This is a genomic window from Arenibacter sp. ARW7G5Y1 (assembly GCF_003201775.1).
Taxonomy (GTDB): Bacteria; Bacteroidota; Bacteroidia; order Flavobacteriales; family Flavobacteriaceae; genus Arenibacter.
This window is the reverse complement of sequence record NZ_QJJZ01000014.1, coordinates 94,850-117,919: the sequence shown is the minus strand read 5'-3', so window position 1 is coordinate 117,919 and position 23,070 is coordinate 94,850. Positions and strand designations below refer to the sequence as shown.

20 protein-coding genes are annotated in these 23,070 nt (G+C 39.9%); 7 read left to right on the top strand and 13 right to left on the bottom strand.

The window, feature by feature from the left end; genetic code table 11:
* Positions 1-50: 50 nt before the first annotated feature.
* From C7972_RS18280 to C7972_RS23910, 3 genes are all read left to right on the top strand, one after another.
* Positions 51-1,358, top strand: coding sequence for a dicarboxylate/amino acid:cation symporter (locus C7972_RS18280; protein ID WP_110357607.1), 1,308 nt, complete (start codon positions 51-53; stop codon positions 1,356-1,358).
* Between the two features lie 102 nt (positions 1,359-1,460).
* The gene (locus tag C7972_RS18275) at positions 1,461-2,630 is read left to right on the top strand and encodes a flavohemoglobin expression-modulating QEGLA motif protein (protein WP_110357606.1); all 1,170 of its coding nucleotides are present in this window, start codon (positions 1,461-1,463) and stop codon (positions 2,628-2,630) included.
* 145 nt (positions 2,631-2,775) lie between these two features.
* Positions 2,776-2,949, top strand: a complete 174-nt coding sequence (locus tag C7972_RS23910; RefSeq protein WP_093980103.1) for a hypothetical protein — start codon at positions 2,776-2,778, stop codon at positions 2,947-2,949.
* A gap of 81 nt (positions 2,950-3,030) precedes the next feature.
* Here C7972_RS23910 and C7972_RS18270 read toward each other — a convergent pair whose 3' ends face one another.
* From C7972_RS18270 to C7972_RS18240, 7 genes are all read right to left on the bottom strand, one after another.
* Positions 3,031-5,541 (bottom strand): TonB-dependent receptor domain-containing protein, encoded by a 2,511-nt coding sequence (locus C7972_RS18270; RefSeq protein ID WP_110357605.1) that lies wholly within the window; start codon positions 5,539-5,541, stop codon positions 3,031-3,033.
* Between the two features lie 3 nt (positions 5,542-5,544).
* Positions 5,545-6,039, bottom strand: a complete 495-nt coding sequence (locus C7972_RS18265) for a hypothetical protein (RefSeq protein ID WP_110357604.1) — start codon at positions 6,037-6,039, stop codon at positions 5,545-5,547.
* A gap of 179 nt (positions 6,040-6,218) precedes the next feature.
* Positions 6,219-6,563 carry an arsenate reductase (glutaredoxin) gene (arsC, locus tag C7972_RS18260; protein WP_110357603.1) on the bottom strand — a complete coding sequence of 115 codons (345 nt, stop codon included), beginning with the start codon at positions 6,561-6,563 and terminating at the stop codon, positions 6,219-6,221.
* Between the two features lie 137 nt (positions 6,564-6,700).
* Positions 6,701-7,799, bottom strand: a protein-coding gene (gene prfB, locus C7972_RS18255; RefSeq protein WP_110357602.1) for a peptide chain release factor 2 whose coding sequence is annotated in 2 segments (ribosomal slippage) — positions 6,701-7,735 and positions 7,737-7,799 — 1,098 coding nt in all. Because the reading frame shifts where the segments join, the coding sequence is not laid out codon by codon here.
* Between the two features lie 69 nt (positions 7,800-7,868).
* Positions 7,869-8,720 carry a transglutaminase family protein gene (locus tag C7972_RS18250; protein WP_110357601.1) on the bottom strand — a complete coding sequence of 284 codons (852 nt, stop codon included), beginning with the start codon at positions 8,718-8,720 and terminating at the stop codon, positions 7,869-7,871.
* 43 nt (positions 8,721-8,763) lie between these two features.
* The gene (locus C7972_RS18245; RefSeq protein ID WP_110357600.1) at positions 8,764-9,711 is read right to left on the bottom strand and encodes an alpha-E domain-containing protein; all 948 of its coding nucleotides are present in this window, start codon (positions 9,709-9,711) and stop codon (positions 8,764-8,766) included.
* 9 nt (positions 9,712-9,720) lie between these two features.
* Positions 9,721-11,187 (bottom strand): circularly permuted type 2 ATP-grasp protein, encoded by a 1,467-nt coding sequence (locus tag C7972_RS18240; RefSeq protein WP_110357599.1) that lies wholly within the window; start codon positions 11,185-11,187, stop codon positions 9,721-9,723.
* A 236-nt stretch (positions 11,188-11,423) separates the two neighbouring features.
* On the opposite strand from C7972_RS18240, the gene C7972_RS18235 reads away from it, so the two are divergent.
* The gene (locus C7972_RS18235) at positions 11,424-12,446 is read left to right on the top strand and encodes a low specificity L-threonine aldolase (protein ID WP_110357598.1); all 1,023 of its coding nucleotides are present in this window, start codon (positions 11,424-11,426) and stop codon (positions 12,444-12,446) included.
* Here C7972_RS18235 and C7972_RS18230 read toward each other — a convergent pair.
* The 4 genes from C7972_RS18230 to C7972_RS18215 all read right to left on the bottom strand — a co-directional run bounded on the left by C7972_RS18230 (position 12,441) and on the right by C7972_RS18215 (position 15,352).
* Positions 12,441-12,764 (bottom strand): YegP family protein, encoded by a 324-nt coding sequence (locus C7972_RS18230; protein ID WP_110357597.1) that lies wholly within the window; start codon positions 12,762-12,764, stop codon positions 12,441-12,443. The genes C7972_RS18235 and C7972_RS18230 overlap by 6 nt on opposite strands.
* A gap of 311 nt (positions 12,765-13,075) precedes the next feature.
* Entirely contained in the window at positions 13,076-14,287 is a 1,212-nt protein-coding gene (gene trpB, locus C7972_RS18225; RefSeq protein WP_110357596.1) for a tryptophan synthase subunit beta, read from the bottom strand.
* Between the two features lie 240 nt (positions 14,288-14,527).
* Positions 14,528-14,986 carry a thioredoxin family protein gene (locus C7972_RS18220; protein WP_110357595.1) on the bottom strand — a complete coding sequence of 153 codons (459 nt, stop codon included), beginning with the start codon at positions 14,984-14,986 and terminating at the stop codon, positions 14,528-14,530.
* Between the two features lie 39 nt (positions 14,987-15,025).
* Positions 15,026-15,352, bottom strand: coding sequence for a YbaB/EbfC family nucleoid-associated protein (locus C7972_RS18215; protein ID WP_110357654.1), 327 nt, complete (start codon positions 15,350-15,352; stop codon positions 15,026-15,028).
* A 189-nt stretch (positions 15,353-15,541) separates the two neighbouring features.
* Here C7972_RS18215 and C7972_RS18210 point away from each other — a divergent pair, with 189 nt between their 5' ends.
* The 3 genes from C7972_RS18210 to C7972_RS18200 all read left to right on the top strand — a co-directional run bounded on the left by C7972_RS18210 (position 15,542) and on the right by C7972_RS18200 (position 20,110).
* Positions 15,542-17,602, top strand: a complete 2,061-nt coding sequence (locus C7972_RS18210) for a S9 family peptidase (RefSeq protein ID WP_110357594.1) — start codon at positions 15,542-15,544, stop codon at positions 17,600-17,602.
* An 83-nt stretch (positions 17,603-17,685) separates the two neighbouring features.
* Positions 17,686-18,726 (top strand): PLP-dependent cysteine synthase family protein, encoded by a 1,041-nt coding sequence (locus C7972_RS18205; RefSeq protein WP_110357593.1) that lies wholly within the window; start codon positions 17,686-17,688, stop codon positions 18,724-18,726.
* Between the two features lie 124 nt (positions 18,727-18,850).
* Entirely contained in the window at positions 18,851-20,110 is a 1,260-nt protein-coding gene (locus C7972_RS18200) for an aminotransferase class I/II-fold pyridoxal phosphate-dependent enzyme (protein WP_110357592.1), read from the top strand.
* A 695-nt stretch (positions 20,111-20,805) separates the two neighbouring features.
* Here the strand turns inward: C7972_RS18200 and C7972_RS18195 are convergent.
* Together C7972_RS18195 and C7972_RS18190 are read right to left on the bottom strand one after the other, a co-directional pair.
* The gene (locus C7972_RS18195) at positions 20,806-21,924 is read right to left on the bottom strand and encodes a GNAT family N-acetyltransferase (protein ID WP_110357591.1); all 1,119 of its coding nucleotides are present in this window, start codon (positions 21,922-21,924) and stop codon (positions 20,806-20,808) included.
* A 68-nt stretch (positions 21,925-21,992) separates the two neighbouring features.
* Positions 21,993-23,039 carry a transporter gene (locus C7972_RS18190; protein ID WP_258364892.1) on the bottom strand — a complete coding sequence of 349 codons (1,047 nt, stop codon included), beginning with the start codon at positions 23,037-23,039 and terminating at the stop codon, positions 21,993-21,995.
* Positions 23,040-23,070 lie beyond the last annotated feature (31 nt).

Below are 23,070 nucleotides of genomic sequence, written 5' to 3'. Positions count from 1 at the left end.
GGTGCTTTGTACCACAAAATACTATCTTTCCAATCTAAATCATTGTCGTTATGAGGAAATTGGAATTGCACTGGCAAATTATTTTGGGTATGGTGGGCGGAGTTCTTTTTGCTTTGGCCATGGTTCAGTTCGATTGGGGCCCTAAAATTGTCTCCGATTGGATAAAACCTTTTGGGAATATTTTTATTAACTCCCTAAAGCTCATTGCGGTTCCATTGATATTGGCCTCCTTAATCAAAGGAGTTTCCGATCTGAAGGATATTTCCAAACTTTCCAAAATGGGGGGAAGGACGATCGGAATTTACATTGTAACTACAGTTATCGCCGTTTCCATCGGACTTACCATTGTAAATATAATTAAACCAGGATCCTCCATTTCTGAGGAGACGAGGAACGAATTGGTGGAAAATTACAAAGGCGATGCCGATTCCAGAATATCCCAAGCCAATGAACAAAAGGAGTCCGGGCCACTACAGGCCTTGGAAGATTTGGTGCCCAGTAATATATTTAGCGCAGCCAGCGATAATGGAAACATGTTGCAGGTCATCTTTTTTGCTATCTTTTTTGGAATTGGCTTAATCTTGATACCAGCAGAGCAAGCAGAACCGGTAAAGAAATTTTTTGACGGCTTCAACGAAGTAATTCTTAAGCTGATAGATTTAATTATGCTGGCCGCTCCATACGGAGTTTTTGCCTTGTTGGCCGCTTTGGTAGTGGAATCTCCCAGTTTGGATCTATTTAAGGCACTTGGATGGTACTCGGTAAGTGTATTGTTGGGCTTGGTTTTAATGATAGGGGTCTACATTTTGTTTGTATGGATATTTACCAAACGCAAACCATCATTTTTTATAAATGGAATTTCCCCGGCACAATTGCTGGCGTTTTCCACGAGTTCAAGTGCGGCTACATTACCTGTGACCATGGAGCGGGTAGAGGAGCATTTAGGCGTGGAAGAAGAGGTTGCCAGTTTTGTATTGCCCATCGGGGCCACCATAAATATGGACGGTACCAGTCTTTATCAAGCAGTTGCTGCGGTATTCATTGCACAGGCCTTTGGAATGGATCTTAGTTTTGGAGCCCAATTGGGAATTATAGTTACAGCTACCTTGGCTTCCATAGGTAGCGCCGCTGTACCAGGGGCAGGGATGGTAATGCTGGTCATTGTTTTGGCCCAGGCCGGAATTCCAGAGGCCGGGTTGGCATTGATCTTTGCTGTGGATAGACCCTTGGATATGTGCAGAACAGTGGTCAATGTAACAGGGGATGCTGCGGTATCCATGATGGTGGCAAAATCTGTGGACAAATTGGGGGAACCCAAGGTAAAGGAATGGAGTGACCATTATAAGTCGACCAAATAAATCAAAACCTTTTAATTTTGGCACTGCCACTTATTTGTGGGCCAATTAACTTTTGTAAATTGAATTTTTACGGGCTTACTGCATGAAATTATAATTGTAGATATGGGTAAAGAAATTAGCCGGGAAATTATACAACAGTTCCCCAATGTATTTGCAATAGACGGCAACTTGGACAGGCTGGTAAAAAAAATTGAATTACTTACCTATTTAAATCCCTTAAATATTGAAAAGGAAAAACATCGTTTTTTTGCCTCCAAGTATGTAGACGAACCTGTATTTAAGTATAAAAAACTACAATTTGATCCCTATAAATTAAACCGTTTGTTCTTTTCCCAGCGTTTGGAGCGCATAAAGGATGAACCTATAAGGAAATTTTATCAGGAAGTGGTGTATTACTATGCCAACATGATACAGTGTATAGAGACCATCGGCCAGGGTAAAAAGTTTTATTACAATTCCCTTAGGGTATATGGCACTCCAACAGAGAAGGATGTACAAAACGCTAGGTTTATTCTGCATGTGACCGATGAGCCCATAACCGGGGATATGGAGAAAATATATACTCCTGAGGACGCAAAGCTTTATTTTGAAGAGTTTGCCCAGCAATATCAATTCCCTTTAAAAATTTCATTTTCCAATAGTATTGCTGCAGATGCCATGGTAAGCAATAATACCCAATCGCTCCTGATCAAGAAAAACACCACTTTTAGTAAAAATCAACTACTAACCCTGGCCAATCACGAGATTGGACTACACCTGGTAACTACCTATAACGGCATGTTACAGCCGTTAAAAGTCTTTTCCAACGGTTTTCCGAAAAACGTGGAAACCCAAGAGGGATTGGCGGTTTTTAGCGAATATATGAGCGGAGCCTTAACCTTAAAAAGATTAAAGGAGTTGGCGTACAGGGTCCTGGCCTCTGACAGTTTGATAAAGGGATATAGTTTTTCGGATACCTTCGATATGCTGCACGGGCAGTACAAACTGGACCGGAACAAAGCCTTTACCATAAGTATGCGGGTTCATAGGGGTGGAGGATTTACAAAGGATCGCCTGTATTTAAGTGGATTGAAAAAGATTTATAAACGACATAAAAATGGTTTATCCATGGATACTTTATTGACAGGTAAGGTTACCATGGAGGCTGAGGCTACTATAAATCGTTTTAAGGACCTGGGCTTGGCAAACGATATAACACATACCAATGTGGCCTTTGGGAAGAATTGCAACAAGAACAGTACCTTGGATTTTATCTTGGACAACTTGAAATAATTGATAGGGTAGGACCGTTTCTTTTTGTTCGGGGTTGGATGGAATAAGTTAGATTGTTTATTAAGGATAAATTATTTTAAATACCCCTTGGAATAATAACTTAGATTTTGATATCTTTGTACCACCATTAAAAAACATAGCAATCATGTTCGATTTTGACCAATATTTAGGGTTTTTAGCATTTTTGACCATCTTGACCATTGGGTTTTGGTTGATGATTTTTTTATTGACTTTTGTTATTCCCTACTGGATAGGAGGTTCTATCTTGGAAATATTGAAGGAAAAGCGCGAGGCTAAAAAAGCGAAACGCAACCAATAAAGGTTCGTTATTACAATATATTTAAACATAAAAAGGGAGCCCATCGGCTCCCTTTTTATGTTTAACATGTGGATAAAAGGTTTATCCCTCGAAATCCATATCTTCCCCACCGCCATTTCTACCTTGCCTATTTCCATTTCTTTGGTTTTGGGGTTGGTTGAACCTGTATTGAAACGACAAGGTAATTTGTCTTTGCCTAAATTGAAATTCGCTATAGGTAGCAACATTTTCCGTTCTGGTATCGGTTATACGTTTCCTTGAATTGAATATATCGCTTACGTTTAAAGTCAAAGAGCCTTTGTCCTTTAAAATATCCTTGCTAAGGGCAAGATCCGAATTAAGCATACCTTTGCTGGTATTCTGTGCATCTTCGGAAGGTCCCATATAGAAGAAATTGGTCTGGAAATCAATTTTTCCGGGCAAAGGTAATTTAGCGCTAAAGCGGGTAAACCAAGAAAAATTGTTGGCGTCAAAATTTTGAACAATTTCCTCATTTTGGCTGTTGGTATAGGTATAGTCTCCCTGTAAATCCCTTTGGAAAGCATTAAGGTTCCATGTTAATCTCCAGTTTCTAATGGGTGTATAGGTAGTGGTGAACTCCATACCGATACGGTCTTCAGTAGCCAAATTAATAGGGCTTCTCACCTGTACCGGAACTACGATAGGATTTTGTGGGTCATCCGGATTTTCTATGGTTACAAAATCGCCCGTCTCCCTGGAAACAAATTGAAACACTCCGGTAGATCTGTTAAAGTATCCAGAGGTGGTAAAAGTAAACTTGTCCCATCGCTTTAAATAACCCAAATCATATGCGTCGGTAAAAGTAGGGTCCAAATCCGCATTACCTTGAAAAAGATTAGTGTTACTTGATCTGGAAGGGAAAGGATTGATAAACCTGGAACGAGGTCTTCTAAGTCTTTTGCTATAGCTTAAGGTAAGCTGTTCCTTTTCGGAGAACTCATAGCCCAAAAATAAGGAAGGGAACCAATTTACATAGTCCTTATTGGTAAGTTCGTTGGTGTTCAACAGTTCTATCCCAATATCGGAGGCCTCCACTCTCAATCCGCCCAGAATACTGAATTTGTCAAATTTGGATCCCAACTGCGTATAGGCAGCATTTATATATTCCTTATAATTTAATTCATTGCTGTAGTTGGGGTCGCTATTAAAACCACCATTCTGTTGCTGAATGCCAAAGTCAAAATCGGTATTGTTGTTATTGAAAGTACCCCTATAGCCAAGTTCAAATTGAGACTGGTTATCCTTTCCAAAAGGAAGTACGTAATCCATTTGTACCAATTGGGATATCTGTGTTTGGTCATCTATGGTCCTTTCGGTGTCCAAGGCAATATTATCCCCTAGGATAACTTCCTCTATGATCGAATTCTCGTTGTCGATTCCCTTGGAGTATTGATAGTCGAAGGTAAGGGTATGTCCTTCCCTTTCAAATTTCTTTTGATAATTCAAGGAGTATTGAACCTCCTCCTCAAATTCGTCCTCATTGGTAAAACGGTTTCGTTGGATGGTAGGGGTTCTATTGGCATCAAAATTTGAAAAATCCACATTAACGGTGTTGTCCCCATTGGATTTGCTAAAAACAAAGGAATTGGTGATACTGCTGCTCTCATCCAAAAACAGTTCAAAGCCAACATTGGTATTAAAGCTTTTGTCCTTTCTCTGGTAATCCCTTATTTCATTCTGATAGCTTAACGTATTGCCATTACTGTCAAAGTTTTCCTGGTCGAACAAGGCATTCCCAGGGCCACTGCGATAACGATAGGTGGTGTTGGTAAAGATATTGAAGTTATCCCGTCTTAAATTTAGACTCAAGGAACCTCCGTAAGTCTCTGGATGTCCGGTGTAGAGATTTACCGATCCGTTAACCCCGGCGGTCTTGCTCTGTTTTAATATAATGTTCAAAATACCTGCAGTTCCTTCGGCATCATAGCGTGCGGAAGGATTGGTAATTACTTCAACCTTTTCAATGGCATCCGAGGGCAACTGCTGCAATGCCTCGGGACTCAGACCGGACAAGGCGGATGGTTTGCCGTTGATAAGGATTCTAACGCTTTCGTTTCCCCTTAGACTAATATTGCCCTCCACATCCACAGAGACCGAAGGTACGTTGCTAAGTACATCTGTTACAGAGCCACCTTTGACGGTTAGATCCGAACCTACATTATAAACCTTTTTATCCAGGCGTAATTCCACAGTGGTACGTTCGCCAACTACTTCTACCTCGGCCAACTGGGCAACGTCCAAAGAAAGGCGGATTACACCTAGATCAGTGGAAGACCTTAGGCTTTGATTGTTTAATTTATAGGATTTGTAGGAGATGTATTCTACACTAATATTATAGTTTCCAGGTGAAGTCTCAACTTCAAATCGTCCGTTGACATCTGTAATTCCACCAGTAACCTTTTCGGGATTTCTAACACTTTGTAGTACCAATGTGGCATATTCCAAGGGTTGATCTGTTTCTTGGTCTAAAACGGTCCCAGTTATTTTTATTGGTTCTTGCGGGCCTTGGCCTCCTTGTGCATAAGTTGTTAAAGTAAGGAGAAATAATGTAACTGGGATTAGTCTTTTCATTTGCTATGTTTTGGATTTATTTTTTTTCTTTTTCTTCTTTTTTTCCTTGACCTTTTTAAAACCGTTTTTCTGTAGTTCTACAAAGGCCTCATATTTATCGGCAGGTAATCCGGCCATAAGCTCTTCGTCCTGCTTTTGCGTAATTTTCTCATAACTCTCCCTCATTTTATCGGGCGGTAAATCCAGTATCTGCAATTCAATTCTTTCCTGGAGATACTTTTTTAAGGTGGTACTCAGAACTGCTTCTTCGAACGGGTTTAAACCTAATTTTTCTGTTATTCCCGGCATTTCCTGATCTACAATTTGCTCCGCTGTTAGTTTTTCAGGCTCCTTGGGAGTTTCCTGTACCTGTGGAATGCTATTTCTCTGTCTGCCATACCCTCCATATCCTCCGTATCCATATCCGTACCCATTGCCGTACCCATATTGGGCACTTAAAAAAGGAAAGGATAATACGATAAATAAAACACTAAAAAATAATCTTTTGTCAGTTTTCATAATGTCGCTGGTTAATGGGATTCCAAAATTAATAGATGGTTTAACCCTTAAGGGTTAAATCTTTGTTAAAATGAATATTTCAAGAATTGTGCCGCAATTGGACCATTGGGGGTCTAATTTATTATTAGGTGAAAAATGTACTATTAAACATTTCTTTTGCCAAGCACTCAAAGAAGGCACTAGCCTAAAAGTGTCTTTATTTTTTCGGGCGGACGTCCAACCACCCCTTTGTTGTCCATGATGACGATGGGGCGTTCTATGAGCTTGGGGTACGCTATCATGGCTGAAATTATTTCATCGTCCGTCATGGTTTTGCCTTTGAATTTTTCCTTCCAAATAGCTTCGTTGGTTCGCACCAATTGTAATGGTGACATGCCCAAAATTTTTAAAATGGTTTCCAGTTCTTTCTTGGAAGGCACCTTTTCAAGATATTTAATTATCTCGAAGTCGTTTCCTGAATTTTCTAAAATGGCCAAACCTTCCCTGGACTTTCCACATCTGGGGTTGTGATATATTTTAATCATAATTTATTTGGTTTTAAGGTTGATGGCTAAACTTTCCGGGTTACAACTGGTCACGTTTGGAATCTTTGGACTGGGTTCCGGAAACTTTCAAGCCTTTATCTGTAACAAGTTATAAGGTTGTAATGGGGAGTAATAAATCAACTCTCTTCCTTTTGCCCCATCATCATAAGATAGGCCTTTAAGAATTGATCAATATTACCATCCATAACCGCCTCTACATTGCCTGTTTCTTCACCTGTACGCACGTCTTTCACCAATTTGTACGGGTGCATTACGTAATTCCTGATCTGTGAGCCCCATTCAATTTTCATTTTGGAAGACTCAATTTCCTGTCTGGCTTCCATTTTCTTGCGCAATTCTATTTCGTACAATTGGGATTTAAGCATTTTTAGTGCAGTGGCCCTATTGTCGTGCTGCGACCTTGAATCTGAACAGGAAATCTGAATTCCCGAGGGTTTATGTGTCAGCTGCACCTTGGTTTCCACTTTGTTGACATTCTGCCCCCCAGCACCGCTGGATCTCGCTGTGGTGATCTCCACATCTGCCGGATTTATATCAATTTCGATACTGTCGTCCACCAGTGGGTAAACGTAAACGGAAGCGAAGGAGGTATGACGCTTGGCATTACTGTCGAAAGGGGAAATACGTACCAGCCTGTGTACGCCATTCTCTCCCTTAAGCCACCCAAAGCTATAATCGCCCTCAATTTCCAAGGTTACGGTTTTTATTCCTGCAACATCACCTTCCTGATAATTGAGTTCCTTTACCTTATACCCGTTTTTTTCACTCCACATCATATACATCCGCATCAACATGGAGGCCCAGTCACAACTTTCCGTGCCTCCGGCACCTGTCGTTATTTGGAGTATGGCCGTTAGTTCATCTCCCTCGGAAGAGAGCATGTTTTTAAATTCCAATTTCTCCAAGGCTTCAACGGTCTTGTCGTAATGACTTTCAACATCGGCATCGGACATTTCACCTTCTTTCTGAAATTCCAAAAAAATCTCCAGATCGGCAACTAAAGTTTGAGCGCTGTTGAAATCATCGACCCATTGTTTCTTGGACTGAATCAATTTCATCTGCTCCTGTGCCTCTTGGGGGTGGTTCCAAAAATCGGGAGCCAGGGTCTTTTCTTCCTCGTTCTCTATTTCTACAAGCTTGGCATCGATGTCAAAGATACCTCCTTAACGCACCAAGGCGATCAATGAGACTCTTATAATGGTCCGTGGTTATCATATTCTATTATTATTTTCAGCCAAAAATAGGATTCTTTTTTCTGATTATGTACCAAATATGAAATGATATTTATTGTTCGGCTTGTACTTCCACGGAATGGGAGGTTTTATTAGCGCCTTGTGAATATACTACGCCTTTTAAAGGGGAGCAATCATTATAGTCTTTACCGTGGGCTACTTTAATATGGTTGTCATTGACCAATAAATTGTTGGTAGGGTCAAAGCCTATCCAGCCAACTTGGGGGATATATGCTTCTGCCCAAGCATGCATTTGCGAGTCGCCAAAGTAACCATTACCCTGGTGCAGGTAACCCGAGACATAGCGGGTGGGAATATTATTTGCTTTTGCCAAAGCACAGAATAAATGTGTGAAATCCTGGCATACCCCCTCAGGATTATTTATGATTTCTTCCAATAAGGTATTCACATGGGTAACGCCAGTATTGAAATGAATAAAAAGATAGATCCATTTATTTAGTTTTTGAAGATTCTCGAATATACTTATGGAGGTATCAAAAACAAACAAGTTTTCTGAACCGGCTGGCAAGGCAGTATATTTGGTCTCACGCAGATAAGGCTCATGATCTACCTTGAAATTCAAACTTTTAACAAGTTCATAGTTGCTTGGGATATCAAAGATTGGAATTTGTCCAAAAGGGTTGAAGCTTATTTTTTTTAGTTTAAAAGTGGCACTGAAGTTAATTTTCTGGAATCGTTCCGAAGTATTTATCCTAATGGTCTGAAATCCAAAACCATTTTGGGAAAAACCACCTTTGGCTTCCAATGAATTTTTTATTTCCACGCTGATCAATTCTTGCGTGTCGTTATTCTCAGGAATGATCAAAAATTGCCAATATGCATTTTCTACAGGATTTTCGTAGTTATTTTCGGCAGAATAAGTAACTGAATATTCAAATGACATTATAAGTAGTTGTTAACGCAAAGGTAATCCAATGGATTATAAATCAATAGTTAAAAAATTCATTTTCCATTTTAAGACTAATCTGCACCAGACTATTGAGTATTTTTTCAATAAAGCCCTGAATGTCTTCCTCAATTTCTTCGGCAAATTTAAATTCATATTCTCCCTTAACTTTACTTATTAAAAAAGCGGTGGAATTTTTATCCGGAGTTTTGGATGAATCCAAAACTTTAATATGCTTATATACTTGGTTTATACTATTGATGACAGATCTTGGACAATCCGGATTTAAAATTAAGAATTCCAAAGTGGAAATACTGGTAGGTGTCTTTTTATAATATCTGCGCATCATATCATAAGATTCCACACATTTAAGAAGTGTGGTCCATTCAAAGCTATTGCTAATTTTATCGCCATAACTCCCTTTGGCCTTTACGGCATCATTGTATTTGGCATTAATGATTCTGATTACCTGCGTGGCCCTCTCCAGATTTATACCGAGCATAATAATTGCATACACCTCGTCATGCAAAAGCGTACCTCTTATTTTTCCTCTTAAAATGGCGGTCATTTCAGTGATGTTTACGGTAAAATCGTATAGTCCCTTTTTTGTGAAATCGTCTATCGAATACCTGATTACAAAATGATAAAATTTATTGATGGATTCGTACAGTTCCGTAGAAATAAGGTCTCTGGCACTATTGGCATTCTCTCGGGCATATTTTACATTGTTGATAATGGAATAAGGTAAATTGGCATTTAGTCCTATGTTGAATAAAATATCTTCTTCTTTAAGAATTATGGAATCGTCATCCAATGGCTCCCCAACCAAGAACATCATGGATTGAAGAACAAATTGTCTGGATTGTGACAGCTCGTTCGGTGCGTCCAATGATGAGAAATAATTTACATTTAAGTATCTGGCAACATGTTCGGAACGTTCAATATAACGCCCCATCCAAAAAAGGTTATTGGCAACTCTAGCTAACATAAGATTTTTTTATTTTTTTAATACCCAGGTATCTTTGGAACCACCTCCTTGGGAGGAATTAACAATTAAGTTTCCTTTTTTTAGTGCTACTCGAGACAATCCACCTTTGAGTACAAACTCCTTTTTATTGCCCAATAGGGTAAATGTCCTAAGATCTACATGACGTTGTTCAAAAGATTCACTGTCATCTATATAGGTTGGATGTACCGATAAGGACATAATGGGCTGGGCAATGTATTTTCTAGGATTTTGTTTTATTTCTTCTTGAACTACCTTAATTTCAGCCTTAGAAAGTCTGTTGCCAATTGATATACCATAACCGCCTGCTTCATCCACAGGCTTCACCACTAGTTCATGTATGTGTTCCAATACATATTTAAGTTCATTCGGCCTACTACAATGGTAGGTGTGTACATTGTTGAGAATGGGAGTCTCATCCAAATAATATTTAATGATTTTCGGCATGTAGGTGTAGATGGCTTTATCATCTGCTACTCCTGTGCCCGGAGCATTTGCCAAACAAACATTGCCTTTTATATAGGCAGCGAAAAGACCTGGTACCCCCAATGACGAATCGGCCCTAAATTCCAGGGGATCTATATATTGGTCATCCACTCTTCGGTAAATCACATCAACCTTAATGGGTCCACGAATGGTTTTCATGTAGACAAAATCGTTCTCAACAAATAGATCTCTACCTTCCACCAATTCCACACCCATAGCTTTTGCCAGATATGAATGTTCGTAAAATGCAGAATTGTACATACCTGGTGTAATAACCACACAATTTGGGACATCGACCCCTTTTGGTTTTACACTTTCCAATATATCCAATAGGTTTTCGGCGTAGTTGGTCACAGAATGCGTTTTATAATGATTGAAAACCCCGAAGAGCGCTCTTTTTAAGGCGGTACGATTACAAATAACATAACTTACCCCGGAAGGACATCTAATGTTGTCCTCAAGGACATAATAGTTGCCATCCGAGTGTTTAATAATGTCAGTGCCAGATATGTGGTTGTAAATGCCCCCAGGAGGGTCAACTCCAATCATTTGATGTAAATAGTTAGCAGAGGAACTGATCAAGTCCAGTGGAACTATGCCATCTTTGATGATTTTTTTATCGTGATAAATATCCCATAAAAATAGGTTTAATGCTCTACTGCGCTGTACAGCGCCCCTTTCAATGATTTCCCATTCATCCTCATCTATGATTCTTGGAAATAGATCGAATGGAAATATTTTCTCCTGCGTTTCTTTATTGTCGTATACCTGGAAAGTGATTCCTTGGTTAAAAAATGAGGACTTGGCCTTATTGTTCAATTGCACATAGTCTTGAATGGAATGATCCCCGTACAGATCTAACAATTTTTGATAAACATTTTTAGCCGCTCCATCATTGTTGAAAACTTCATCAAAAAGTGCAGGATTGTTGATATAAGAAGAAAATATCGGTTTTTTTACCTCTGGCTTCATAGGTATGTTTTTCTTCAAGTTACTTTATTTTAGTTAGATACAAGCGATTTAATTTTTTTAAGCAAGAGAATTATCCATACTTAAAAAATGGAATGGTATTATTGTTAATTCACATTAAATGAAAGGAAAAAAATAGCTACTTGAAAAATGTTTAATACGTTTACATAAATTTAAGAACCCACGTTCAATAAGTTTGTTCATCCTGATTCATTTGTTATATATAATTTTCAATCTTTATGTTGATAAATCTTATTAGTGATACCGTCACAAAACCTACGCCTGGTATGTTGCAGGCCATGATGACCGCTGAGGTAGGGGACGATGTTTTTAAAAATGACCCTACTGTCAACAAGTTGGAAGAAATGATGGCGGGCTTGTTCGGAATGGAAGCGGCCCTGTTTTTTCCTAGCGGGACCATGGCCAATCAAACAGCGATTAAAATACATACCCAACCTGGGGAACAATTGATCTGCGATAAGTACGCCCATGTTTATAATTACGAAGGGGGAGGGGCGAGTTTTAACAGTGGTGTTTCCTGTAGATTGGTAGACGGCCATAGGGGAATGATGACGGCAGGGCAAGTGAAGGAAGTAATAAACCCACCCGACTTTTATCATAGTCCATTAACCTCCTTGGTTTGTATAGAAAATACTACCAATAAAGGCGGAGGGGCCTGTTGGGATTTAGAGGAATTGAGGTCCATTGGAAAGGTGTGCGACGAGCATCACCTAAAATATCATTTGGATGGAGCCCGACTTTGGAACGCCCTGATTGCCAAAAATGAATCGACTTTGGATTATGGGGCACTGTTCCATACCATCAGTGTATGTTTGAGCAAGGGGTTGGGGTGCCCCGTAGGTTCCGTGCTGTTGGGAGATAAAGAGCTTATAGGAAAAGCACTCAGGGTGAGGAAGGTACTTGGCGGTGGAATGCGGCAGGCAGGCTACCTTGCGGCGGCCGGAATCTACGCCCTGGAGAACAACAGGGAAAGATTGGCGGAAGACCATAGGAAGGCGAAGGAAATAAATTTTTTGCTAAATGGATTGCCCTACATTAAAAAGGTGGAGCCCACGGAAACCAATATTGTGATTTTTGAAATTGATGAAAAGCAAATGACCACTGCTGACTTTATGGATAAATTGAACAAGAATGGGATTCAAATTATTGGGATGGGTCAAAATAAACTACGGATAGTTACCCACATGGATTATACGGATGAAATGCATGGGACTTTTATGGATATTCTTCCGAATCTATAGGCCAATGGGATCAGGTAAAAGCGATATGCTTGTTTTAAGGTTTTTTATGCCATTTTCCATACCGGCCTCTGAACTATAAAGCATGGAGCTGCCAATAATTTTGCCTTCACTGTTTTTCAATGTGAAAAGAAATTTGCCGTTATAGTCGGTCTTGCGTTCAAACACAGAAGATTGCCCAATGAGGACCTTGAGATTGGCAATGGTCTTGTTGATTTCCTCCCTGTTGTTGAAGGGAATACTGGTCAGAAGTGCCTGTCCACTTTCCGATTGCAGACTAAAGGTATATTTGGTATCCGATTCCTTTATTATTTTAAGCATAGCCCCCCGCAACTTTTTTTAAAGTTACACAAAAAAATGTGATTTTTTAATTTTAACCACCTTATCCAGCAATATTTCCGCTGCCCCGTACATGGCCCTTGTGAGGTAGGAGGAGGGTAATTTTGCCTCTCCTTGATGAGTTGGTATTAAGCTATTGTAAGCTAACCTTAGGCATAAAGCTATAGATAGTTTGGGTTAGGGTTGGCAATTGTAACAAAACGTTGGGAGATTGGATTTCTTTCCATATAAAAGGGCGCCCAAATTACCTGAAAAATTGACTTTTGGACACCCCTGGGTTTAATTGTATAAAATTATTTTGCTTCTTCCGGTAGGCCATAGGTGTCAACCACATAATCCAAATCCTTATCGCCTCTACCACTTAAATTGACCAATATGGAGGATCGTGGATCTTGTTGTGCCAATTTTATGGCATATGCCACAGCATGGGCACTTTCCAATGCAGGAATGATACCTTCCAAACGACTCAATTCATAAAAGGCATCCACGGTTTCCTGGTCCGAAACAACGTCATAGGTAACTTTTTTAAGATCCTTCAGCATGCTGTGTTCAGGGCCAACCCCAGGATAATCCAAACCACTGGCCACCGAATGTACTGCGCCCGGTTCCCCTTTATCGTCCTTCAGCATATAACACTTAAATCCGTGGATAATTCCGGGACTCCCCAAGGTCATCGTAGCGGCATGTTCACCGTATTCCATGGAGCGGCCACCAGGTTCCACCCCGTATAAGGTGCATTCCGATTCTTCCAAAAATGAGGAAAATATACCCATGGCATTACTGCCGCCACCTACACAGGCTACTACCTTATCCGGTAATTCTCCCGTCATTTCAAAAAATTGCTCCTTGGCTTCTATACCGACCACCCGCTGAAAATCCCGCACCATCATGGGAAAGGGATGTGGGCCAACGACAGAGCCAATACAGTATATGGTGCTTATAGGATCTTTTAAATAGGCTTCAAAGGCAGAATCCACAGCTTCTTTTAATGTCTTTAAACCATGGGAGACCGGCACTACTTTTGCGCCAAGGATTTTCATGCGTACCACGTTGGGGTGTTCCTTGGCAATATCTACCTCTCCCATATGTATCTCACATTCCAACCCAAAATAGGCGGCTGCCGTTGCCAAAGCAACCCCATGTTGTCCGGCCCCGGTTTCTGCAATTAGTTTCTTTTTGCCCAAATGTTTTGCCAAAAGCGCCTCTCCCATACAATGGTTAAGTTTATGGGCCCCTGTATGGTTCAGGTCTTCACGTTTCAGATATATTCTTCCTCCATATTTTTCGGAGAGCCTGTTGCAATAATAAACGGGGGTTGGCCTGCCTTGATAATGTTTCCGAATACTTCGGAGTTCCGAAATAAAATTGTGGGATTTACTAATGGAATAATAAGCATCCGTAATTTTTTTCATTTCCGCTTCAAGAACGGGAGGTATAAAGGCACCACCGTATTCTTTAAAAAAACCATTTTCGTCTGGATAGGTCTTAAAATAATTGTCCAACATAATTAAAGTGAAGTTTGTAATGGATAAATAAGTTAGAAGGCAAAAAACAAATGCCTTTACAATTATAATGAATTCTTAAATAAATATCCCCTTTTCCCAAGGGGAATATAGCACTGTAGCTAGGTTTTTAGCCTGTGGTATGCCGTAAGTAAATAAGGTGGTATTTATACAAAAAGATGCAATGCGTATTGCAATACGCCCTGAATTATTTCAGAATAAAAGAATTGGTTGGGGGTTGAATCACATTTTGCTGTTCCTCTTGAGAAAATCCAAATACTTTTCCACATCCGCTTTGGAGCCGTAACCGGAAAGGGTGGCCACTTCTTTTTCTTCGGTGTTGATCAGGCTAATTAGGGGAAATACCCCCTTTTTGTTCCATTGGGACAATAAAGCCTTGTTCCTTTGCATGTTCTCTGCACTAAGCAATTCTTTCTTTCTGGGGAGATCCACATAAAGTAGCACATAGTCCTTGGCTACTTCCTTAAATTGACTTGTACTAAACAGGTCTTTTTTTAGAGCCTTACATGGGGAACACCAATCGCTACCTGTAAAATACATGAGGATGTGGGTATTGTTTTTTTTTGCAGCCTTTTGGGCATCAGCGTAATCCGTAAGCCAATTGTTTTCTTTGCTATCGGCACTATTGGTCTGTGCGTTTAGGAGGATTGGAAATAGTACCAACAAGAAAAAATGCTTCATAATTACAGCTTATGATTAACTGGATAAACTTACTGAAATTTATTTTAAAAAAGAATCCATTCCAGGAATGTTGGGCATTCCTTCCTTGGCCACTGAAGCCAATTCGTTTTCATTTATGGTTGTAGCCTTCTCTATAGCCTTGTTGAGGGTGAGGATCAAATAATCTTCCAGTTGTTCCCTGTCCTGCAAAAGACGATCATCTATAGTAATGGATTTAATGGTTCTATTGGCCGTTATACTCACCTTGAGCAATTGATCAGGGGATTGCTCCTCCAGTATTACGTTATTCATTCTTTCCTTGGTAGCTTTAACTTTTTCCTGGGTTTCTTTCAGTTTTCCCAACATGCCCATCATATCTCCAAACATAATAATAGATTTAAATAGTTCCTTGGCCAAAATTACTAAATTGATCGGGAAATATTGGAATAAAGGTGACAGTTATTGGCATTGGCGGTTAAAAGGTCGGTCAATATAATTATGCATAAAGCATACATTTAATCAGGTGGGTTGCATTTAAATACTATTTTTGCGGTTTCTATAAAATATATCACACTCATGCAGCGGGAATTAAAAGCACCAAGTGCAAAAAAGATTGGTAAACAATTAATAAAGCACAATGATATAAGGACCGATGATTATTATTGGTTGAACGATAGGGAAAATCCGGAAGTCATAGCGTTTCTGGAACAGGAAAACGCATACTACGAGGCTATGACGGCCCATACCAAAGATCTTAGGGAAAGTTTGTTCCTTGAGATGAAATCTAGGATAAAGGAAGATGATTCTTCGGTACCCTACAAGTTTAACGACTATTGGTATGCTACTAGATATGAGGTGGGAAAGGAGTATCCTATTTTCACCAGGCGGTTTCAAAAAGAGGATGCCGAGGAGGAAATTATGTTCAACTGCAACCTTATGGCGGAGGGGTTGGATTATTTTAACCTGGGAGGCTTGTCCATAAGCCCCAATAACGAATTGGCAGCCTTTGGGGTGGATACTGTTTCCCGTAGGCAATACACCCTTCAGATAAAAAATTTGCATACCCAAGAGATATATGCTGATAAAATAGAGAACACAACCGGTAGTGCGGTATGGGCCAATGACAATAAGACCTTGTTCTATACCAAAAAAGACCCAGTTACCCTGAGGTCCAACAATATTTACAGGCATATCTTGGGGACGGCACCCGAGGAAGATGAATTGGTTTTTCACGAGGAGGACGAAACCTTTACCACCTTTGTTTACAAAACAAAATCCAAGGAATTTATAGTTATAGGTTCTTCCAGTACCTTGACCACTGAGTTTCAAATTCTAAGGGCCGACAACCCCAATGGTAAGTTTCAAGTGTTTTCTAAAAGAGTTAGGGGAATGGAATATTCCCTAACCCATTACAAAGACAATTTCTATATACTTACCAATATGGACGGAGCAACCAATTTTAAATTGATGACCACCCCTGAGGACCAAACCGAATCCGAACACTGGGTAGACTTTATACCGCACAGGGAGGAAGTATTGCTGGAGGATATTGAAATGTTTAATGAATACTATGTTCTGTCCGAGCGCGAGAATGGCTTAAACAAGCTGAAGATTGTCCGATGGGATACGGCGGAAAGCTATTACCTGCCTTTTGACAATGAAACGTATACCGCCTATGTGGGGACCAATCCGGATTTTGATACGGAAATCCTCAGATATGGATATAACTCCATGACCACACCTAGTTCCGTCATCGATTTTAATATGAGGACCATGGAAAAGGAAATAAAAAAGGAACAAGAGGTATTGGGCGGGGAATTTGATAAGGAAAACTATATTTCGGAACGAATTTGGGCCCCTGCCAGGGATGGTAAAAAAATTCCTATCTCATTGGTCTATCATAAAAATACCAAATTGGACGGTTCCAGTCCACTTTTGCAATATGCTTATGGTTCTTATGGGCATACTATCGATCCCTATTTTTCCACAGTTAGGTTAAGTCTGTTAGACAGGGGTTTCGTCTACACCATAGCCCATGTAAGGGGCGGTGAGTATTTGGGCCGTAAGTGGTATGAGGAAGGACGATTGCTGAACAAGATCAATACGTTTACCGATTTTATTGATTGTTCCCAATTTTTAATCCAAAGAAAATACACAAGTGCAGACCACCTATACGCTTCCGGCGGGTCTGCGGGTGGACTTTTAATGGGGGCAATTGTAAATATGTGCCCGGAAATTTACCACGGGGTAATTGCAGCTGTTCCATTTGTAGATGTGCTTACCACTATGTTGGATGATACCATTCCCTTAACCACAGGGGAATATGATGAATGGGGCAATCCAAATGAAAAGGAATACTACGATTATATGAAATCCTATTCGCCATATGACAATGTGTCGAGACAATTGCAACCAAATATGCTGGTTATTACCGGATTTCATGATTCCCAAGTGCAATATTTTGAACCCGCCAAATGGGTAGCCAAACTTAGAGACAATAAATTGGACAATAATTTATTGTTGTTCAATATTAATATGGATGCAGGTCATGGTGGTGCTTCGGGCCGATTTGAATCCTTAAGGGAAGTAGCAAAAGAATATGCATTTTTGTTAGATTTGGAGCATAAAATTCGATAATCAAAAAAAAAGACTAATTTTGTCCTATCAGTATTGACATAAATTAAATAGATGTCGATAAGTTCTAAACCTAGAAACTGTTTATGGAACATAAGATAAACGCTTATAATAACCTCCTAGAACTTGTAGGAAACACCCCGTTAATCAAACTAAATAAAATAGCTGACAACTTAGAAGGTAATTTTTACGCTAAGGTGGAAGGTTTTAATCCAGGACATTCTTCCAAGGACCGTATTGCCCTTTATATAATTGAAGAGGCAGAGCGTAGGGGAATATTGAAGAAGGGGAGTACCATTATAGAAACCACTTCTGGAAATACGGGTTTTAGCATTGCCATGATCAGTATTATAAAGGGGTATGAATGCATCTTGGCAGTAAGTTCAAAATCCTCCAAGGATAAAATAGACATGCTGAGGTCTATGGGGGCCAAAGTATATGTCTGTCCGGCACACGTAAGTGCCGATGACCCAAGGTCCTATTACGAGGTGGCCAAAAGACTGCACGAAGAAACCGAAGGGTCCATCTACATCAATCAATATTTTAATGATCTCAATGCCGAGGCCCATTATAAAAGTACGGGACCGGAAATTTGGAATCAGACCAACGGACATATTACACATTTAGTAGCCTGTAGTGGTACGGGAGGTACCATTTCCGGTACCGCTAAATACCTCAAGGAACAAAATCCCAATATCCGTGTAATAGGTGTGGATGCATATGGTTCCGTTCTAAAGAAATACCACGAAACCGGGGAATTGGATACCAAGGAAATTTACCCATACCGTATTGAAGGTTTGGGCAAAAATTTGATACCTACAGCTACAAATTTCAAGGTGATAGACGAATTTATTAAGGTTACCGATGAGGAAAGTGCCCATACCGCCAGGGAGATATCCAGAACGGAAGGACTTTTTGTGGGCTACACAAGTGGTGCAGTAATGCAAGCGGTAAGACAACTGGAAGAAATGGGGGAATTTAATGAAAACAGCAATGTAGTGGTTATTTTTCCAGATCATGGTTCCAGATATATGAGTAAGATTTACAGTGATCAGTGGATGTCCGACCAAGGCTTCTTTGACAGTAAAAATGTTGAAGAACCACAAAAAATAGAATTTGTAAAGTAACATTTATGCAAAATATATCCTATAAAGAGCAACGGTTCATAAGTCGTTGCTTTTTATGTATTAAATAAGTTGCATATGCATATTAAAAATATATACTTTTGCATCAACAATCAATGTAGGCTAGATGAGAGATTTATTTGAAAGAATTATAGAGAATAAAGGTCCTTTAGGAAAATGGGCTTCCCAAGCGGAGGGATATTTTGTATTTCCAAAATTAGAAGGTCCTATTTCCAATAGGATGAAGTTCCAAGGAAAGGAAGTAATTACTTGGAGTATAAATGATTATTTAGGGTTGGCCAATTTACCGGAAGTGAAGAAAGTAGATGGCGAGGCTGCAATGGAGTACGGTGCCGCTTTTCCCATGGGAGCAAGAATGATGAGTGGGCACACGGAATTCCACGAACAATTGGAGCAGGAATTGGCTGCTTTTGTTAAAAAGGAATCTGCCTATTTGTTAAACTTTGGATATCAGGGTATGGTTTCTGCCATTGATGCATTGGTTTCCAAGGATGATATAATTGTATACGATGTGGATGCTCATGCCTGTATTATAGATGGCGTACGTTTGCATATGGGTAAACGTTTTACGTTTAAACATAACGATATAGAGAGTCTTGAGAAAAACCTGGACCGCGCCGTTAAAATGGCCGAACAGACCGGAGGAGGTATATTGGTAATATCCGAAGGGGTTTTTGGTATGCGGGGAGAGCAGGGTAGGCTTAAGGAAATTGTAGCTCTTAAGAAGAAATATAATTTCCGGTTGTTTGTGGATGATGCACACGGTTTTGGAACTTTGGGTGAAACTGGGGCTGGAGCAGGTGAGGAGCAGGGAGTTCAAGACGATATAGATGTTTATTTTGCCACTTTTGCCAAATCCATGGCAGGAATCGGAGCCTTTTTGGCAGCAGATAAAGAGATTATAGAATATCTTAAATACAACTTACGCTCCCAAATGTTTGCTAAATCATTGCCGATGATTTATGTGAAGGGAGCGCTTAAAAGGTTGGATATGCTTCGTACCCAACCGGAACTGAAGGCCAAATTATGGGAGAATGTAAATGCGTTGCAGAACGGACTAAAGGAAAGAGGTTTTGATATTGGTACCACCACTAGTTGTGTTACACCGGTTTATCTTAACGGTAGTATTCCCGAAGCCATGGCATTGGTGAAGGATTTAAGGGAAAATTTTGGAATTTTCTGTTCCATCGTGGTGTATCCCGTAATCCCTAAAGGTTTGATCCTATTGAGAATGATTCCAACGGCCACGCATACTTTACAGGATGTATCCGAAACTTTGGAGGCCTTCTCCGTAATACGTGAGCGATTACAGAATGGCACCTACAAAAGGTTGTCCGCGGCAGTAGCGGCAGCGATGGGAGAATAATTTATTTAACTTAATATAAAAAAGCCAACTTATTATTTAAGTTGGCTTTTTTTGTTTTGCGTTGTAATGGTTTTAAACTTGGCCCTTGAGGACAACTTACGGGTCTTGACCAATTGTTGTGTTTATACAAATATTGTTGGTAGCCTAATTAGGAAGAATTCCGTGTTTTTGACTCCTCTGAACTGGGCCCTCAATGGGTAATGATTTATCGACACTATGTTAGAGTGGACATAATAAAGAACCGGCCTATTTTCAATTTACTTAAGTGGTTATTATTGCCTGCCTTCGGCAGACAGGCCTGCCTTTGTCGGCAGACAGGTTTTTTATAGGTTTTCGTGAATCTTCGATTTCGTATTAAATCAAGTGGTTTTCACATTGGAAGGTGGAAGGTGTCCATAGAGCATTTCACCCAAGTGAAAGCGGCCTGGACGCCGGGGCCGTGGAAAGTGCGTAGATTTAAAGAAATTTAAAATCAGCCTGGCCTGGGCTACAGCTGGCTCCTCCTAACCAAGGTACACCGTACCTTGGTTATTCGGCCCTGGTCGTTTTTTATTCATCGGCTGGTCTATTGATTTTTAATGGTATTCATGAATGCTGCGCATTTGGGCGATGCAAAAAATGAACAGGACACAAACTTGAGATAGTAAATTATATGTTTTTGTAATTCACACACAACTTTTAGGATTGATCCCAACTTACAACTCTTTTTTGTAGGTTCTTCTCCTCTTGTATATTTTTGGGTCGAAATGTTTCCATAACTGGCGAATGGCGACATTTTCTTCCAATTCCGGTGTCCTAACACATTTTTCAATGCCCTTGGCCTTAAAGGTCTTGTAATATTCATTGAACATAACGGCAGTAACTCCTTTATTCTGGTATTCAGGGAGTACCCCGATCAAATAAAATATAACTTCTTTGCTGTTTTTTTTCGCATTTAGCAAATGGAAAATGCCAAAGGGAAACAACTTTCCCTTGGCTTTCTGAAGGGCCTTGGAAAAGGATGGCATTACAATCCCGAACGCTATTAATTTATCATCTTTATCCAATATGAATTTGATATATTCGGGATTTATAAAACTGATATATTTTTTCTTAAAGTATTCTTTTTGGATATCGGTAATGCGCACAAAGGAAGATAGTGAGGAATAGGTCTCGTTAAAAAGATCGAACATCTTATCTGCCCAGGGCATTACATCCTTGGTTCTGGTAAAGTTTAATTCTTTTACGCCATATCGTTTTCGGACCAGTTCGTTTGCCTTTTTAAAAAATTTGGGCTCCGCATTGCTAAAAGGGAATTTGTTTTCCATGTATTCCTTTTCCTTAACGAACCCAAAGCGTTCAAAATGGTTTACATAGTACGGATGGTTGTACCAGGTAATCATGGTGCCTATCTCATCAAAACCTTCGGTCAACACCCCCACTTTGTCCAGATTGGAAAACCCTACAGGCCCTTCCATATAGGTCATTTTATGGGCCTTTCCTATTTCTGCCACCTTATTGAACAGCTCCTCGGTAACTTCATAGTCATCCACAAAATCGAACCAACCAAAACGCATTTTTTTTAGCTGTTGTTGGTTTACTTCCAATCTATTGATAATGGCTACGACCCTGCCTACAATTTTATCGTTCTTATAGGCCAGATAAAACCAGGCATCGGCATCCTTAAAAACAGGATTTTTGCTTTTGTCAAAAGATGCCAGTTCATCTTTGATAATAGGGGGGACCCAATAAGGGGAATCCTTATAAAGTGAAAATGGAAATTGTACGAACTCTTTGAGTTCCGATTTTGTTTTTGCTTCTTTTAGAGTAACCATACCGTATTTCTTGTATGGTTCAATATTAGCAATATTAATCTATAGGAAAAAGTACAAAAGTTATTTTGTTAGAAATCAATTTCAGAATCGTCCCTATTCTTTTCCTTTTTCTTTAGTTTTCGCAGTTGTTTTTTGGAAGGCCCCAAATCTATATCTTCAGCGCCACGGCCTTTGTTTTTGCTTTTTTTCTTTTTCTTCATGGCGTTCTTGCTAATGGGACCACCATTTTCCCCAGCCTTTTGATCCTCTATGGCCTTCACCTTGTCCCTGTGCATATCTATCCTATAGGAGAACCCCATGGTGGCAAAGATCCTACTGGGCGTATTTTTAAAACTTGCCCCTAGGTTCATGTCCACTTGCATATTCTCACCTAACAAATGGGCTACACCACCTCTTAATAGTACGTCGGAGTAGCGATCACTTTTTATGCCTTGGTTTTCTACAAAGACACTCCATTTGGGATCCCTAAAAGCATGGGATAGGGATACCGTGTAGTTCCATTCCGGAAAATCCGTTCCCAATCTGTCATAGGCAATATTGGAAATAAGTACAAACCTTGGCGTGAGCCTACTCTGTGTTGCTACCATTACCCTAGGGGAAACTGTTGGCTCACCTCTGTAAAAAGGATTGTCGCCCAAAACAAAATTGGCACCTGCATAGACCGATATGGCCGGGATAAGGTTTTTAAGTTTAAACCCATAGTTGGCCTTCCAGCTGTACAGATTGGGCTTGTTATTTTCCGGATTCTTGAAAGGATCGTAAATTAAATATTTTAAACCGATTCTGTTTCTTGAAAAATCGGTGTTCTTAATTTCTACCCCTGTGTTGGTGTAGGTTTTATTTTGATTGTCGAAGGTGCCTTCATAATTCAGTTCCAAGGTTTCAAAAAGTAGGCCATAACGCAAAGAAAGATCGGCTCCAAAAATATTGGATTCGGTCTCTAATTTGGAATGGTCCTGTTGTTCGTAAGCAACGCCAAATTCGGCCTGTAAAACGTTGGTACCTATGGCATATGCACTTACGGACAAACCTGGTCGGTTGGAATTGATGACATCGGTGTATTGTGAAAATGCAACGAATGGAATGGTGAATATTCCAAATATTAGTATTTTCATTAGACGTTTCTTGGAAACATTATAGTCCATA